The organism is Chryseobacterium polytrichastri (assembly GCF_900142445.1).
Taxonomy (GTDB): Bacteria; Bacteroidota; Bacteroidia; order Flavobacteriales; family Weeksellaceae; genus Chryseobacterium; species Chryseobacterium polytrichastri.
In genome coordinates this window covers 20,594-36,097 of the sequence record NZ_FRAV01000037.1, presented here as the reverse complement: position 1 = coordinate 36,097, position 15,504 = coordinate 20,594, and the positions used below count along the sequence as shown (strand labels likewise).

Sequence of the window (15,504 nt, the reverse complement as noted above, 5' to 3'; positions counted from 1 at the left end):
AATATTTAATGAATTTATTTACGGAGTCCAATTTAAGTCCTGACATTCTTAAGGCAGTTGGCGAACTGGGTTATGAAAGCCCAACAGAAATCCAAAAACAGACTATCCCTTTTATTCTTTCAGATATTCGCGATTTGATCGCACTTGCGCAAACAGGGACAGGCAAAACAGCAGCGTTTTCGCTTCCGATTTTGGATATGATTGACGATACGAGTCGCAAAATCCAATTTTTGGTGCTTTGTCCGACACGAGAATTATGTCTTCAGATTTCTAAAGACATAAAAAATTATTCTAAATACATGAAAGACATCAAAACTACAGCAGTTTATGGTGGAAGCAGTATTATGGACCAAATTAGATCTCTAAAGGATAAGCCACAAATTATTGTAGGTACTCCAGGAAGAGTTATCGACCTTATCAACAGAAAAGCATTAGACTTTTCTGCTATTCATTGGTTAGTTTTAGACGAAGCTGATGAAATGCTTTCAATGGGTTTCAAAGACGAATTGGAAACAATTTTAAGAGAAACTCCTGAAACAAAACAAACTTTCTTATTCTCTGCAACGATGAATAAAGAAGTGGAGAGAATTTCTAAAAATTATCTTACAAAACCACACCGTATTTCTGTGGGTTCTATTAACGAGGTTAAGAAGAACATTAAGCATGAATACTATGTAGTTGGGTACCGTAATAAAAAAGAAGCTCTTAAAAGATTAATTGATTCAAACCCGAATCAGTATTCTATTTTGTTCTGTAGAACAAGAATGGAAACTCAGGAGGTTGCTGATTTCTTAATGCAAAATGGGTATGCAGCTGATGCTCTTCACGGAGATCTTTCTCAAGCGCAGAGAGATACTGTAATGAAGAAGTTCAGATTGAAAAACATTGATATCTTGGTAGCAACAGACGTTGCAGCTAGAGGATTGGATGTTGATTCATTAACTCACGTTATCCATTATTCTTTACCTGATGATCCTGAAGTATTCGTTCACAGAAGTGGAAGAACAGGTAGAGCAGGAAAAGACGGTATTTCAATCTCTTTAATTAAGCCTGAAGAAAGCAGAAAATTAAAGCAGATAAGATCTCAAACGAAAATTGAAATCGTTGAAAAAATTATACCAACAGGACAAGAGGTAATCAAAGCTCAGGTTGGATGTGTTTTCGAAAAGTTATTGACGGAACACGAAGATATCTTTGAATTTGATGATAGCCTGATCCCAGATCTAAGCGCTTTCACAAAAGAAGAATTGGTACACAAATTATTGCAGTTCCAATTGAAAGATCTTGCATTGTACTACAAAGATAAACATGATCTTGTTGAGCAGAAATTCAGCTCTAGAGATGATGACTATCCTAGAAGAGACAGAGATAGAGGTCGTGATAGAGACAGAGATAGAAGCAGAGGAGACCGCGATAACAGAAGTGGAGATAGAGACAGAGGAGGAAGAGAGCGTAGTGGAAAACCTAGGAGAAAGAATGAAGATATGGTAAGATTCTTCTTCAACTTAGGGAAGAAAGACCAATTGAAGAAACTAGATGTTCTAGATATTATTAACAAAGCAACTACACCTGCGGGAGGTAGCAAAAAAAGAGCTGAAATTGGTGATATCGAAATTTTAGAGAAATTCTCTTTCTTTGAGATTGAAAAATCATTTAAAGGAGAGCTTTTGAATAATATTGCATCAATGAAATTCAAAGGAAAAGATATGAGAGCTGAAGAGGCGAATTAATACTCATTCTATACTATACAAACCGGCATCAAAGCCGGTTTTTTTGTTTGATAATCAGGAGATAAGCTAATGTTAACAAAACTTAACGTCGGATTGTTTCAGGTCAGGTCCTTTTTTAGGAAATTTGCACAAAATTATAAATACTAAAAAATGGGAATTGGTAATATTTTCCACGCTTTTCAACCAAAAGACAAAATCTTCTTTGTGCTTTTCGAAAAAGTAACAGAAAACCTAGTTGAGATGTCTGAAGAATTCAATACTGGTATCAAAGATTTCGATCTTAATGATGATTCAATGTTGAAGAAAATGAGTGACTATGAACATAAAAATGATGAACTTACTCATGAGATCTTCGTAGAATTAGGTAAAAACTTTATCACTCCTTTCGACAGAGAAGATATCCACACATTGGCAACTGGTCTAGATGATATCGCTGATTATATCTACGCATCTACAAAATATATCTTCTTGTATAAATCACCTGAGCTTAAAGCTTATTCTGATTTCTCTCTACTGATTCACAAAGCTTGTCTGGAGATCCAGAATGCAATGAAGAACCTTAAAGGTTTCAAAAATATGGAGCAGGTAAAAGAGGCTTGTATTAAAGTAAATTCTATTGAAAATATTGCAGATGACCTTCTTTCTAATTCTATGGTAGAATTGTTTGAAACAAACGATGCTATCAATATTATCAAAGTTTCATCTGTACTTAATTATCTTGAAATAGTAACCGACAAGGCAGAGGATGTTGCCAATACTATTGAGAACATCATGATTAAATACGCCTAAACAATATAACAAAAATGGAATTTCCGATTTTACTAGTAGTTATTATTGCGCTGGCTTTAATTTTCGATTATATCAATGGTTTTCATGATGCAGCCAACTCAATTGCGACTATTGTTTCTACAAAAGTTTTAACTCCATTCCAAGCTGTACTTTGGGCAGCACTTTGGAACTTTGCAGCCTTCTTTATCGCAGCTTACATTATTGGAGAATTTAAAATTGGTAACACGATTGCCAAAACAGTTAACGAAAACTTTATTACTTTAGAAGTTATATTTTCAGGACTTATTGCTGCAATAGCCTGGAATCTATTAACATGGTGGTTTGGGATTCCTTCATCATCATCACACACTTTAATTGGTGGATTTTTAGGAGCGGCTTTAATGCATGCTTTCACGATGGACTATCATGAAGTAGTATCCGCTCACCCTGAGTTGGGAATGTGGGAAACGTTTAAGACCGCTGCTTATCAGGTAACGACGCAAAGTGTTGTTAAATTTGATAAAGTAATTCCTATTTTCTTATTCATTTTTATGGCTCCGATTATTGGGATGATTATTTCGATCATTATCACTTTAATCATTGTTCACCTTTATAAAAGATCAAATCCTCACAAAGCAGATCAGTCATTTAAGAGATTACAGTTGGTATCTTCAGCGTTGTTCAGTTTAGGACATGGTTTGAATGATGCACAGAAAGTAATGGGTATTATTGGAGCTGCGATGATCTATTATCATGTAAATATGCTTCAGGATCCTGTTTATCTTAATATTCCATCTGCGGGCCGTTTCGATTATTTTGCACAACATTATATTTGGGTTCCTTTGGTTTCTTTCATCGCAATTGCATTGGGTACAATGAGTGGTGGTTGGAAGATCATTAAAACAATGGGTACTAAAATTACAAAAGTAACTTCACTAGAAGGTGTGAGTGCTGAAACAGCAGGAGCTATTACTTTATTTATTACAGACCACTTTGGTATTCCGGTATCTACAACACATACGATTACGGGTTCTATCATTGGGGTTGGGTTAACAAAAAGAATTTCAGCAGTAAGATGGGGAATTACAGTAAGCTTACTTTGGGCTTGGGTATTAACAATTCCTATTTCAGCAATTGTTGCCGGACTTACTTATCTTTTGGTTACATTTTTAACTTAAAATAGAAATTTAAATAACAATCATAAACTTTGTCCATTTGGGCAAAGTTTTTTGTTTTATAAAGACTTGAAAAATTGTATTTTTGTTGAAATTATAGGATTTTATGGAATTTTTAAACAGATACCAACAAATTGTTGATGACGCCATTACGAAGTACACTTTTAAAGATAAACCTACGGAATTGTATGACCCGATGAATTACATCATTTCCCACGGTGGAAAGCGCCTTCGTCCGATCATGGTTTTGATGGCTTGTGATTTGTTTGGTGGTGATCTTAAAGAAGCAATTAAACCAGCCTTGGCAATCGAGTTTTTCCATAACTTCACTTTGATCCATGATGATATTATGGATGAAGCTCCTTTAAGAAGAAATAAACCTACAATTCATACATTACACGGAATCAATGTAGGAATTCTTTCCGGAGACGGATTGATGCTAAAGGCATACAAATTCTTTGAAGATCTTGAACCTGAAATTTTTAAAGCTTGTATAAGAATTTTCACACACACCGGACTTCTTTTATGTGAAGGCCAACAGTATGATATCAATTTTGAGACACAGGAAAATGTAACTTTTGATGATTACATCCGAATGATTACGTATAAAACCGGAGTATTGAGCGCCTCTTCTTTCGAGATTGGATCACTGATTGCAAAAGCTAATTTTAAAGATGCGAAGGCAATTTTCAACTTCGGAAAACATATCGGTATTGCTTTCCAGATCATGGATGATTATTTGGATGTCTTCGGAGATCAGGCTCAGTTTGGGAAAAAGCATGCAGGTGATATTTATGAGAACAAAAAGACTGTTCTTTATTTGATGGCGAGAGAGCATGCAACAGACGAAGAAAGAAAAGAACTAGATTATTGGTATTCTAAAAAGACAGATAATATCGACAAGGTTTATAATGTTGAAAAGATCTTCAGAAGAACTAAAGTAGACGAAAAAGCCTTGCGTTTGATTGAAAAACACAACGAAATCGGTCAAAGCTATCTTAAGAAAATAGATATTCCTGAAGAAAAGAAGAAGCCTTTTATAGAATTGGCTAATTATCTTTTAAGAAGAGAGAGTTAAAATATAGGTAACAGGAAATAGGGCTTAGGATTTAATAATCACCTAGGCCCTAATTCTTCCTCCTAATTTGGATATAATGAAATTCAGAACAGAAGTTGATATTAAAGAATCAGAGAAAAAGATAGAAATTGAAGATAAAATATTTTCAATAGGATCTTGTTTTGCTTCCGAAATGTCAGATTTGTTTTATCAAGGTCAGTTACAGACTGTCGACAATCCGTTTGGGACCATTTTTAATCCGTTTTCGATTAGTAATGCTATCAGAACACTCCATAATTCGGAGTTTTATAATGAAGAGGATTTAATCACCTTTAATGAAGAATTTATTTCTTTAGATCATCATACAAGTTTTGATACTAGATTTGTTCATCAGACCTTAGAAAAAATTAATTCTAAGATTGAAGAAGGAAATCGGTTTCTACAAAATACCAATTGGGTTATTATAACTTACGGAACTTCATTTATTTATGAATTTATTCCCAAAGATAAATTGGTTGCCAATTGCCATAAAATTCCACAAAAATTCTTTAAAAAGAGATTGCTGACGCATCAGGAACTTACAGATTCTATTTACAATACGATTTTGAATTTGAAAGATATTTGCAAAGATGATGCTCAGATCTTATTTACCGTTTCGCCAGTTCGTCATACAAAGGATGGAATGGTTGAAAATCAGTTAAGTAAGTCAAAACTGATTACAGCGGTTCATGAAGCGATCTTACTATTTGAAAATTGCCATTATCTTCCAATTTATGAGATTTTAATGGATGATTTGCGTGATTATCGATTTTATAAAGAAGATATGATTCACCCAAGTTCTCAGGCGGTAAATTATATTTTTGAAAAATTTGGAAGTGCTTACTTTTCTACAGAAACACAGAGTTTTATCAAAGAAAATTTCAAAATCAATAAAGCTTTAGAACACAGAACAAATGATGATAAAGATCCAAAGTATCTGGAGTTTAAAGAAAAGCTTAATGCAAAGATTGAGGTTCAGCGTAAAAAGGTAAAACATAAAATATTCTAATTTTCAAATGATTGACTTTACAAAGCTTGATTATTTAAAAGCTGGAAATATTAAGCAAAAAAGAGCTTATGAAATTCTTACCAAATACAGAATTTTCGAGAAATTAACTTATTATTCACCCATTTTAGCTGGAACGATTCCCATTGAAATTGATATTGAAGGAAGTGATCTAGATATAATCTGTAATGTCAAAAATGAGAATGAATTTCTAGAAGTTTTAAATCAAATTTTACCTCAAAATATTGATTTTACTATTGTAACGAATATAATTAATAATGAAAATTGCATTATTTTAAATTGTATACTAGAGGATTTTCCTATAGAAATATTCGGACAAAATAAGCCAACAACAGAACAAAATGCTTACCGACATATGGTTGTTGAGCACAATATATTAGATGAAAAAGGAGAAGAATTTAAACAAAAAATAATAGAATTAAAGAAACAAGGAATTAAAACGGAACCTGCCTTTGGTTTGTTATTGAACCTTGAAAATCCTTATGAAGATCTATTAAAATTTTAAAAATAATGATTGATACACATACCCATTTATACGCGGAAGAATTTGATGAAGATAGAAAAGTAGCTATTCAAAGAGCATTAGATAAAGGAATTACTGAGTTTTATCTTCCAGCCATAGATTCTGAATCCCATGAAAAAATGCTGCAATTAGAAGCAGAATACCCAAATCAGATTTTCTCGATGATGGGTCTTCACCCTTGTTATGTAAAGCCAGAATCTTGGGAGAAAGAACTAGAGATTGTTAAGAATTATATTGATCAAAGACATTTTCCTGCGATTGGAGAAATTGGAATTGATTTGTATTGGGATAAGACAACCTTAGATATTCAGGTTAAAGCTTTTGAACAACAAATTGATTGGGCAATTGAAATGGATCTTCCAATTGTCATCCACACAAGAGAAAGTTTTGAGGAAACTTTTGAAGTATTAGAAAGAAAAAAACATCCCAAACTTCGTGGGATTTTCCACTGCTTTTCAGGAGATTTACAGCAGGCAAAACATGCAATCGATCTGAATTTCATTCTTGGAATCGGTGGAGTAGTGACTTTTAAAAACGGTAAAATCGATCAATTTTTAAACGAAATTCCATTAGATAAAATTGTTTTGGAAACAGATTCTCCATATTTAGCTCCGGTTCCTCACAGAGGGAAAAGAAACGAAAGTTCTTATTTGGATTTGGTTGCAGGGAAATTGGTTAATATTTATGGTAAAGATTTTACTGAGATTGATAGAGTAACGTCGGAGAATGCAAAGAAACTTTTTAAGTTTTAAATAGAATTTTGCTTTAATTTATAAATTCCGAAAACGAAATCACTAGGATGTTTAAGTAATAACTCATCTTCCAAAGCGAAAACTTTTTCTAAAATGGTTTCTTTTTCGGGATTTAAATCTACAAAATGATGTGCAATGTCTTTAAACGCACTTTGTAGAATATTATTTCCATAAGATTTTTCATCTATAATATCGAATTTTTGATGAATAGCCGGGATAATACTTTTAGAATCTACACATTCGGAAGGGTCTGCGACAATCATTCTTACAACGCCAGAACCATAATATTTGTTTTTGTAAATCTCAGTTTTAAATATTTTTCTGAATTTTTTTGGAATCTCTTTTAAAGCTTTATTGATATATTCCAACTGAAGAGTAGAATATTGTAATCTGCTGTTTCCTACAAACTCATTAATGATAATGTAACCGTTCGGTTTAAGGCTTTTTATAACGACATCGTCTAAGAACTGAGGAATGTTATCGAAATGATGTAATGAAGCGTGAAAAAAGACTGCATCATATTCATTTGGTTTAAAAGAATAGGTGAGTACATTTTCAGCGAAATAGAAAATATTGTTAAGATTTTTCTGATCAGATATTGTTTTTGCCTTATTTAATAACTCATCAGAAAAATCGTAGCAATGAATTTCTAGATTAGGATTAAGCTCTGCAAGTTTTATTTCATGACTGCAAACGCCGGTTCCTAAAGCCAGAACTTTTATTTTATGTTTGTTTTTAAAGAAATTTTGAGTGAGATATTCTTCGTAAACAACATTCTCATCTCCTGTTATCAATTTATTCCATCTTTTTCTAACCTGAGGAATAATCCAAAAATTAGAAGTCTGTATTTCCTTTTCATTAAAAGCACTTTGCGTTCTTTTGTAAGAGTTTAAACTCAATTTGGATAAAAGAAACGGTAAACCCCTTTGATGAAATTTAATATAAATATCTTTTAAATCTTCAATGGTAAAAACTCTCATGAAAAATGAATTTTAGAATAAATTGACTTGTTTCTGATTCACAAATTTATTTATTTTTTTCTAAAAAAACTCTTGTTTTTAGGCTTCTTTCCGGCATCAACAGCAGGTTTCTTTTTAGTATTTGAAGTTTGAGATGGTCTTGGAGTTCTTGCACCAGCAGGCTTGTTATTAGAATCTCTTTTCTGTGCTACCAGATTATCGGTGTGGAAAGGATGATCTTTTACGATAGGAATTTTCATTCCGATCAGCTTTTCGGTATTTTTAAGGTTTAACAAATCAAGTCCGTCTACGAATGAAATTGAACTTCCTTCTGAACCAGCTCTACCTGTTCTTCCGATTCTGTGAACATAGGTTTCAGAAACATCGGAAAGCTCAAAATTAACGACATATTTGAGTTCGTCAATATCAATTCCTCTTGCTGCAATATCAGTAGCTACTAACACTCTTGTCTTTCCTGACTTAAAGTTATTTAAAGCATTCTGACGGGCATTCTGAGATTTATTTCCATGAATGGCTTCTGTAGATATTTTGCTCGCCTGAAGTTTTCTTGCAATTTTATCCGCTCCATGCTTAGTTCTTGAAAATACTAAAACAGAATCAGAAATATCATTTTGTAAAATATGAGTAAGAAGATCCAGTTTATCGTCTTTTTCAACAAAGTAAACCGATTGTTTGATAGTTTCAGCCGTTGAAGAAACAGGAGTAACTTCTACTTTTATAGGATTATTTAAAATCGAATCTGCTAATTTCTGAATTTCAGAAGGCATTGTTGCAGAGAAAAACAAAGTCTGTCTTCTTTGAGGTAAAAGTTTAATGATTCTTTTTACATCATGTACAAAACCCATATCCAACATTCTGTCGGCTTCATCAAGTACAAAGATTTCAAGGTTTTTTAAACTAACAATTCCTTGCGCAATAAAGTCAAGCAATCTTCCAGGTGTTGCCACTAAGATATCAACTCCTCTTCTCAAAGCAGTTTCTTGGCTTCCTTGTTTTACTCCTCCGAAAATTACCAATTCTTTTAATGGAAGGTATTTTCCGTAAGCTTTAATGTTCTCTTCAATCTGTATCGCCAATTCTCTGGTTGGAGTCAGAATAAGAGCTTTTATGTTTTTGTTTGGTGTTTTATTTTTAGATAAATTTTGTAAAATAGGAATGGCGAAAGCTGCCGTTTTTCCGGTACCAGTTTGTGCACATCCTAGAAAGTCTCTACCATTTAAGATTTCAGGAATAGATCTTTCCTGAATAGGAGTAGGGGTAGTGTATCCTTGCTCCTGAATTGCCTTTGCAATGGGTTCTATTAGGTTTAGGTCTGTAAAATTCAAATGAATTATTTTTTAATTTAAAGTAAAAATTCCCTCAATGTGAAGGAATTATATTTTACAAAGGTAGTTTAAATATTTTTAAGTATATTACTTCACCTTGGTCCATTGTTGATTATGTTTTAAATCTTCAAAGAATTTGTATACTTCAACTAGTTTTTCACTTCCTCTCTTTCCATAATCTTCCACTTTTTTTGAAGTTCCGTCAGTAAGATTTATTGTTAAGTATGAAGTAGAGAGGTCAGATACTTTATGACCATATTTTTCATTTAAATTTTTAACATCTAAACGATTCAATAAAGAGACAAGCTTTTTGTAATCCGCTTCTTTAATTGTGGTGGTAAAAGTTCCTTCGCGTGGTTGTGAAAACTCATCTTTTGAAGGTGTCTTGGTGAAATTAAAATGCTCAGCTTCTAAAACAGCTGTTCTGTCTGAATTTATGCTCATTGTAGCAACCGGACAGAATCCAAAGCAAGGAGTGGTTTTATATTCAATTTTAGAATATTGTGATTGTAGGTTTTGTGAATTGCATGAAAATAGTAATATAAATGCACACAAGCTTAGTAAATATTTCATAGTTTAAATTTGATGGGAGTCTCTCAATAATTGTTCCAAAAATGTTACTTAAATCTATATCCTATACCAGCCTGTAAGAATCCAACTTTTACATTGGCGCCTTTACCTTCATTCATTTTAATAAAATTGAAATTATATCTGGCATCTACAAATAGCCCGTTGTGGATTTTGTATTCTGCTCCCAAGAAAGGATAAAGATTTATTGTGTTTAAACCTTCAAAATCATGTTTTTCATCATTTAAAAATTCTGTTTTTACTTTTGATGAAATATTCCAACCTAAATTCATCCCGACAGAAGCCGAAAGATTAGGAATTAAATTATATTTTACAGAAATAGGAACTTGTATTTGAGATAACTGATAATCATAATGTGTTGTTCCCATCTCACTCACTTCATTTCCTACTAACTGAAAAAGAGGCATAGACATTTTGCCGCCTAATTGAGTATAAAGAACTTCTCCTTGTAATGAAACTTTTGAAGACAAAGAATATTCTACAAGTCCTCCTAAATAGAAGTATGATTTTGAGTCTAATTTCTCATTTACAAATGTCATGCTTGATAAATTGTATCCTCCTTTTACACCGAAAGTTAATTTTGAATCCAAGTTAGACTTTTGTTGTGCTTCTTGTGCACTTACAATTGTTGAAATTGATAATAACAGAACAAATAAAAAGTTCTTTTTCATGGTTTTAAATTTGATGGTTTTTAATTTTTATGATAATAAAAAAGTACACGAAAAGTGTACTTTAATATATTTTGATAAATGTTTACATTTTATCCATGCAATTGCTTCCAAATTGCATCTTTCAGTTCCATAAGGCCTTCTCCAGTAACTCCTGAGAAAAATAAAGGTTTTTTATTTTCAGGAAATTCTGCAGAGATTTCTTTTCTAAGTTCTTCATCTACTAAATCGGATTTTGAAATAGAAATGATAAAATCTTTATCCAATAATTCAGGGTTGTATTCCTGTAATTCATTTTCCAAAATTTTAAACTCCTGAAAATGACTTTCAGAATCTGCCGGAATAAGGAATAATAAGATTGAGTTTCTTTCAATATGTCTCAAGAAACGGTGACCAAGACCTTTTCCTTCAGCTGCACCTTCAATAATTCCCGGAATATCAGCCATTACAAAAGATTTGTAATTTCTATAATCTACAATTCCTAAATTGGGAGTTAATGTGGTAAATGCATAATTAGCAATTTTGGGTTTAGCCGCAGAAACAGATGATAGAAGAGTTGATTTTCCTGCATTAGGGAAACCTACTAAACCTACGTCAGCTAAGATTTTAAGTTCGAAAACTACAAAACCTTCCTGCCCATCCATTCCTGGTTGTGCAAATCTAGGAGTTTGATTGGTAGAAGATTTGAAGTGTTCGTTTCCTTTTCCACCTTTTCCACCTTCCATCAGGATGATCTCTTGGCCATCTTCCATGATTTCGCCAATGACCTCTCCTTCTTCATTTTTAGCGATAGTCCCTATCGGAACGTTGATATAAATATCCTCACCGTAAGCTCCTGTAAGCTGGTTTTTAGCTCCATTCTGACCACGGTCTGCCTTAATGTGACGTGTGTATCGAAGAGGTAGTAAAGTCCATTCGTGAGCGTTTCCTTTCATGATAACGTGGCCTCCACGTCCTCCGTCTCCACCATCCGGACCACCTTTAGGAATATATTTTTCACGACGAAGATGCGCAGAACCTGCACCACCATGACCGCTTTTACAATGAATCTTTACGTAATCTACAAAATTTGACATAATTTTTTTTAGGGTTTAGGCTTCAGGGATTAGGGAATAGATTTTAACAATGCTAAATCCTAGTCCCTAAATTCTAAATCCTTATTTTATTTTTTCTACTTCAGCAAAGAGCTTTTCAGAAATCTCGCTAATCTCACCAACTCCATTTACCTCTACATATTTTCCTTGCTGCTTATACAATTCAGCTACTTCAGCTGTTTTTGCATAATATTCTTTAATTCTGTTTTCGATGATCTCTACATTGCTATCATCAGTTCTTCCACTTGTTTCACCTCTTTTCAGTAATCTGTCAACTAAAATAGTATCTTCTACGATTAATGAAAGACAAACATCAATATTGTTATTCAACTCATCTTTTACGATTTTTTCCAGTGCTTCTGTTTGTGCAACAGTTCTAGGATAACCATCAAAAATAAATCCTTTTGTGTCGGTCGGTTTTCTCAATTCGTCAATCAGCATATCTGTCGTTACCTGATCCGGAACCAATTCTCCTTTATCAATGTAAGATTTAGCTAATTTCCCAAGTTCAGTATCGTTTTTCATGTTGAATCTGAAAAGATCACCTGTTGAGATTTGCTTTAGGTTGAATTTCTCAATTAGATTCTGAGCCTGAGTTCCTTTTCCACTTCCTGGAGGGCCGAACAGAACAATGTTTATCATAATGTTGTTTCTGCTTTAGACTTTAAGCAATATGCTTTAGGCCTTTAGCTTTTTTAGTTAATATTTACTTTTTATTTAGATATAATTTTAAAAGCTAATAGCCAGAAGCTAAAAGCTTGTAGCAATTCTAATGGTTGATTTGTCCGTCAGATAATTGATATAAATTCGGAAGGTTTCTTCCTAACTCATCATAATCTAACCCATAACCAAGAACAAATTTGTTCGGAATTTCTTTTCCGATATAATCTAACTTGAAATCTTTTTTATAAACATCCGGTTTTAATAAAAATGAAGCAATTTTTACAGATTTTGGACGTTGGGTTTCGTTAAAATATTTAAAAAGACTTTCAACCGTATTTCCTGTGTCTACAATATCCTCTACAAGAATGATGTGACGGTCTTTTACGTCTTTCGTTAATTCCATTTTTTGATAAACGATTCCGGTAGATTCTGTTCCTGCATAAGAACTCATCTGGATGAAAGCAATCTCACAATTTCCTGGATAATGCTTTAAAAGGTCTGAGAAGAACATGATTACTCCGTTCAACACGCCTATGAAAACAGGAACTTCATCCTTGTAATCTTCATAAATTTTTAAAGCTGTTGCTTTTACGATCTCCTGAATTTCATCTTCCTCTAGATAAGGAACAAAATTTTTGTCGTGAATTTGAATGCTTTCCATAAAAAAAATTAATAGTCGGCAAAGTTACGGATTTTTGATTAAAATATTTTCGTATTTTGTGATATTCAGACTTTATCCTTTTTTAGGGTAACAGATATGTTTATTAATGTTTTACGAAATAGCATGATTTTTGTCATTCAGTAGAATTAAGCGAAGAAGGAGCTTGATTTTTTTATAGATATCGCAACGTTTTCCTTAAAATTATTAAACGAATTTTATTTGTAGATAAATTTTACCAGATTAAATTTCAATTCTGTTGATAATTCTGTCGGAGATTTAATCAAATTTGTTAAAATTGCATGAAAAGCTTGGTAATTATTTCTAATGTTGAAATGAAAAACTAAGACCCTAGCCCCGATCGCAGCATTTGTTTGAGCTCATTTTCTTTTGAAAAAAGAAAATAGCGAGTGCGGAGAGCGGGAAATAGCTGCTGAAAAAATCAGTGATGAATGATAGATGCAATAAGCCTGTTTAAACTAATTAAAAAATTTAACCGCAAAAGGTACAAAAGCTATTATTGAATCATTTAAAGTTTAGCTCTTTTGAAAACAAAGCTTTCAAAAGAATAAAAATCAAAGATTTTTAAAGGCTAATGTTTTCTTTTTTTCAGTTTAAGGATATGCTTTATGTTATATCATCTGAACTTTTGTTTCTTTAGTGGTTAAAATAGAACGTTTAAACAAGTTCATTGGTTTTATCCTAAAACTGTCTATAGTTTTTTAAATTAATATCTTTGCAACATATAAAACCAAAGATTACAAACATGTAGGATCCAATTTCTTTTAGATTTAATTGAACAATAACGAAACAGGTTATTGAAGTTTAACTTTAATTAAGAAAGAAATTATGCTTTTTCTACACAATATATCTTTTGGGTTTCCTGCAGGAAATCTGCTTTTTAATTCTATTAATTTAACGATATCATCCCATACGAAATCTGCTCTGGTCGGGAGCAACGGCATGGGGAAATCTACCTTGCTGAAAATTATTGCTCATGAAATTGAACCTTTGGATGGAAATGTGAATATTCAGGGTGAGATTTTCTATGTTCCACAAATGTTTGGGAATTTTAATCATTTGACAATTGCAGAATGTTTAAAAATCGATAAAAAATTACATGCCCTTCAAAAAATAACGAATGGGGAAGTGGATGAGATTTATTTTGAAATATTGAATGATGATTGGGATATTGAAGAACGTTCTCAAATTGCTTTACAACATTGGAAACTGGATAATTTAGAGGTAAATCAAACATTGGATAGTTTAAGTGGCGGACAAAAAACAAAAGTTTTTCTTGCCGGAATTCAGATCAATCATCCTGAAATTATTTTGCTGGATGATCCAACCAATCATCTCGATTTGGAAGGTAGGAATCTGTTGTATGATTTTATTGAAAAGACAAATTCAACGGTTGTAATTGTTAGCCACGACAGAACTTTACTGAATTTGGTTGATACTACTTTTGAACTAAGTAATCAGGGTATTTCAGCGTATGGCGGAAATTATGATTTCTATTCTGGACAAAAAGAAATCGAAATTGAGGCGTTGCAAAATGATATTCATTCTAAAGAACGTGCTTTGAAAAAAGCAAAAGATAAGGAACGCGAAACCTTGGAACGAAAACAAAAATTGGATGCGCGAGGAAAAGGGAAGCAGGAGAAATCTGGTGTGGCGAGAATTATGATGAATACGTTGCGGAATAATGCCGAGAAAAATACTTCAAGATTGAAAGGTATTCACGCTGAAAAAATCAATGGTATTTCTGGAGATTTGCGTGATTTACGTTCGTTTGTGAGAAATGCTGATCAGATGAAAGTGAATTTTAATGATTCAGAACTGCATTCAGGAAAGATTTTGATTTCAGCGAATGAGATTAATTTTAAATATAATGAAGAATATCTTTGGCAAGAAAATCTCAATTTTGAAATTAGAAGTGGAAATCGGATTTCGATTAAAGGTTCAAACGGTTCAGGAAAAACGACATTGATAAAGCTTTTGCTCGAAGATTTGAAACCGTCTGTAGGTGAAATTTTGAAATCAAATTTTAATTCTATTTATATTGATCAGGAATATTCATTGATTGATAGGGCTTCTATGATTTATGATTTTGCTCAAAAATTCAACGATAATGCGTTACAGGAATCTGAAGTGAAAACATTGTTATCAAGATTTTTATTCGGAAAAGAAACTTGGGATAAGAAATGTGAGGTTTTGAGCGGGGGAGAGCGTCTGCGACTTCTTTTGTGTGGACTTTCCATTAGCAATAAATCTCCGGATATGATTATTCTTGATGAACCCACTAATAATTTAGACCTTCAAAATATAGAAATTCTAACCAATTCTATTAAAGATTATCATGGAACGTTGTTAGTGATTTCACATGATGAGATTTTTTTGAATGAAATTGGTGTTGACAAAGAAATTTCATTGAAAGAATAGTTAATAACTTTACTA

At 32.7% G+C, this 15,504-nt stretch carries 15 protein-coding genes; 8 read left to right on the top strand and 7 right to left on the bottom strand.

Going from position 1 to position 15,504, the window contains the following annotated elements; genetic code table 11:
- The first annotated feature begins 8 nt into the window (after nt 1–8).
- From BUB80_RS18695 to BUB80_RS18665, 7 genes are all read left to right on the top strand, one after another.
- A complete protein-coding gene (locus BUB80_RS18695; protein WP_073296224.1) occupies nt 9–1,730 on the top strand; it encodes a DEAD/DEAH box helicase in 1,722 nt (573 codons plus the stop codon).
- A 150-nt stretch (nt 1,731–1,880) separates the two neighbouring features.
- Nucleotides 1,881–2,519 carry a DUF47 domain-containing protein gene (locus tag BUB80_RS18690; protein ID WP_073296221.1) on the top strand — a complete coding sequence of 213 codons (639 nt, stop codon included), beginning with the start codon at nt 1,881–1,883 and terminating at the stop codon, nt 2,517–2,519.
- Nucleotides 2,520–2,533: 14 nt separating this feature from the next.
- Complete coding sequence (locus tag BUB80_RS18685; protein WP_073296218.1) at nt 2,534–3,676, top strand: inorganic phosphate transporter; 1,143 nt, start codon at nt 2,534–2,536, stop codon at nt 3,674–3,676.
- Between the two features lie 103 nt (nt 3,677–3,779).
- Entirely contained in the window at nt 3,780–4,751 is a 972-nt protein-coding gene (locus BUB80_RS18680; RefSeq protein WP_054511345.1) for a polyprenyl synthetase family protein, read from the top strand.
- A 76-nt stretch (nt 4,752–4,827) separates the two neighbouring features.
- The gene (locus tag BUB80_RS18675) at nt 4,828–5,778 is read left to right on the top strand and encodes a GSCFA domain-containing protein (RefSeq protein WP_073296215.1); all 951 of its coding nucleotides are present in this window, start codon (nt 4,828–4,830) and stop codon (nt 5,776–5,778) included.
- A 7-nt stretch (nt 5,779–5,785) separates the two neighbouring features.
- Nucleotides 5,786–6,301, top strand: coding sequence for a DUF4269 domain-containing protein (locus BUB80_RS18670; RefSeq protein ID WP_073296212.1), 516 nt, complete (start codon nt 5,786–5,788; stop codon nt 6,299–6,301).
- A 5-nt stretch (nt 6,302–6,306) separates the two neighbouring features.
- Nucleotides 6,307–7,071 (top strand): TatD family hydrolase, encoded by a 765-nt coding sequence (locus BUB80_RS18665; RefSeq protein ID WP_073296209.1) that lies wholly within the window; start codon nt 6,307–6,309, stop codon nt 7,069–7,071.
- Here BUB80_RS18665 and BUB80_RS18660 read toward each other — a convergent pair.
- The 7 genes from BUB80_RS18660 to hpt all read right to left on the bottom strand — a co-directional run bounded on the left by BUB80_RS18660 (nt 7,068) and on the right by hpt (nt 13,050).
- Nucleotides 7,068–8,051 carry a class I SAM-dependent methyltransferase gene (locus tag BUB80_RS18660; protein ID WP_073296206.1) on the bottom strand — a complete coding sequence of 328 codons (984 nt, stop codon included), beginning with the start codon at nt 8,049–8,051 and terminating at the stop codon, nt 7,068–7,070. The two genes, BUB80_RS18665 and BUB80_RS18660, sit on opposite strands and share 4 nt — an antisense overlap.
- Nucleotides 8,052–8,101: 50 nt before the next feature.
- Nucleotides 8,102–9,376 (bottom strand): DEAD/DEAH box helicase, encoded by a 1,275-nt coding sequence (locus tag BUB80_RS18655; protein ID WP_073296204.1) that lies wholly within the window; start codon nt 9,374–9,376, stop codon nt 8,102–8,104.
- Nucleotides 9,377–9,463: 87 nt separating this feature from the next.
- The gene (locus tag BUB80_RS18650; RefSeq protein WP_073296201.1) at nt 9,464–9,949 is read right to left on the bottom strand and encodes a DUF6438 domain-containing protein; all 486 of its coding nucleotides are present in this window, start codon (nt 9,947–9,949) and stop codon (nt 9,464–9,466) included.
- Between the two features lie 44 nt (nt 9,950–9,993).
- Nucleotides 9,994–10,635 (bottom strand): porin family protein, encoded by a 642-nt coding sequence (locus BUB80_RS18645; RefSeq protein WP_073296198.1) that lies wholly within the window; start codon nt 10,633–10,635, stop codon nt 9,994–9,996.
- Nucleotides 10,636–10,724: 89 nt separating this feature from the next.
- Nucleotides 10,725–11,708: a GTPase ObgE gene (gene obgE, locus BUB80_RS18640; protein WP_073296196.1), complete on the bottom strand. Its 984-nt coding sequence runs from the start codon at nt 11,706–11,708 to the stop codon at nt 10,725–10,727.
- Nucleotides 11,709–11,789: 81 nt separating this feature from the next.
- The gene (locus tag BUB80_RS18635) at nt 11,790–12,368 is read right to left on the bottom strand and encodes an adenylate kinase (protein ID WP_073296193.1); all 579 of its coding nucleotides are present in this window, start codon (nt 12,366–12,368) and stop codon (nt 11,790–11,792) included.
- 127 nt (nt 12,369–12,495) lie between these two features.
- Nucleotides 12,496–13,050: a hypoxanthine phosphoribosyltransferase gene (gene hpt / locus BUB80_RS18630; protein ID WP_073296190.1), complete on the bottom strand. Its 555-nt coding sequence runs from the start codon at nt 13,048–13,050 to the stop codon at nt 12,496–12,498.
- 846 nt (nt 13,051–13,896) lie between these two features.
- Here hpt and BUB80_RS18625 point away from each other — a divergent pair.
- Nucleotides 13,897–15,489: an ABC-F family ATP-binding cassette domain-containing protein gene (locus tag BUB80_RS18625; protein ID WP_073296188.1), complete on the top strand. Its 1,593-nt coding sequence runs from the start codon at nt 13,897–13,899 to the stop codon at nt 15,487–15,489.
- The last annotated feature ends 15 nt before the right edge of the window (nt 15,490–15,504 follow it).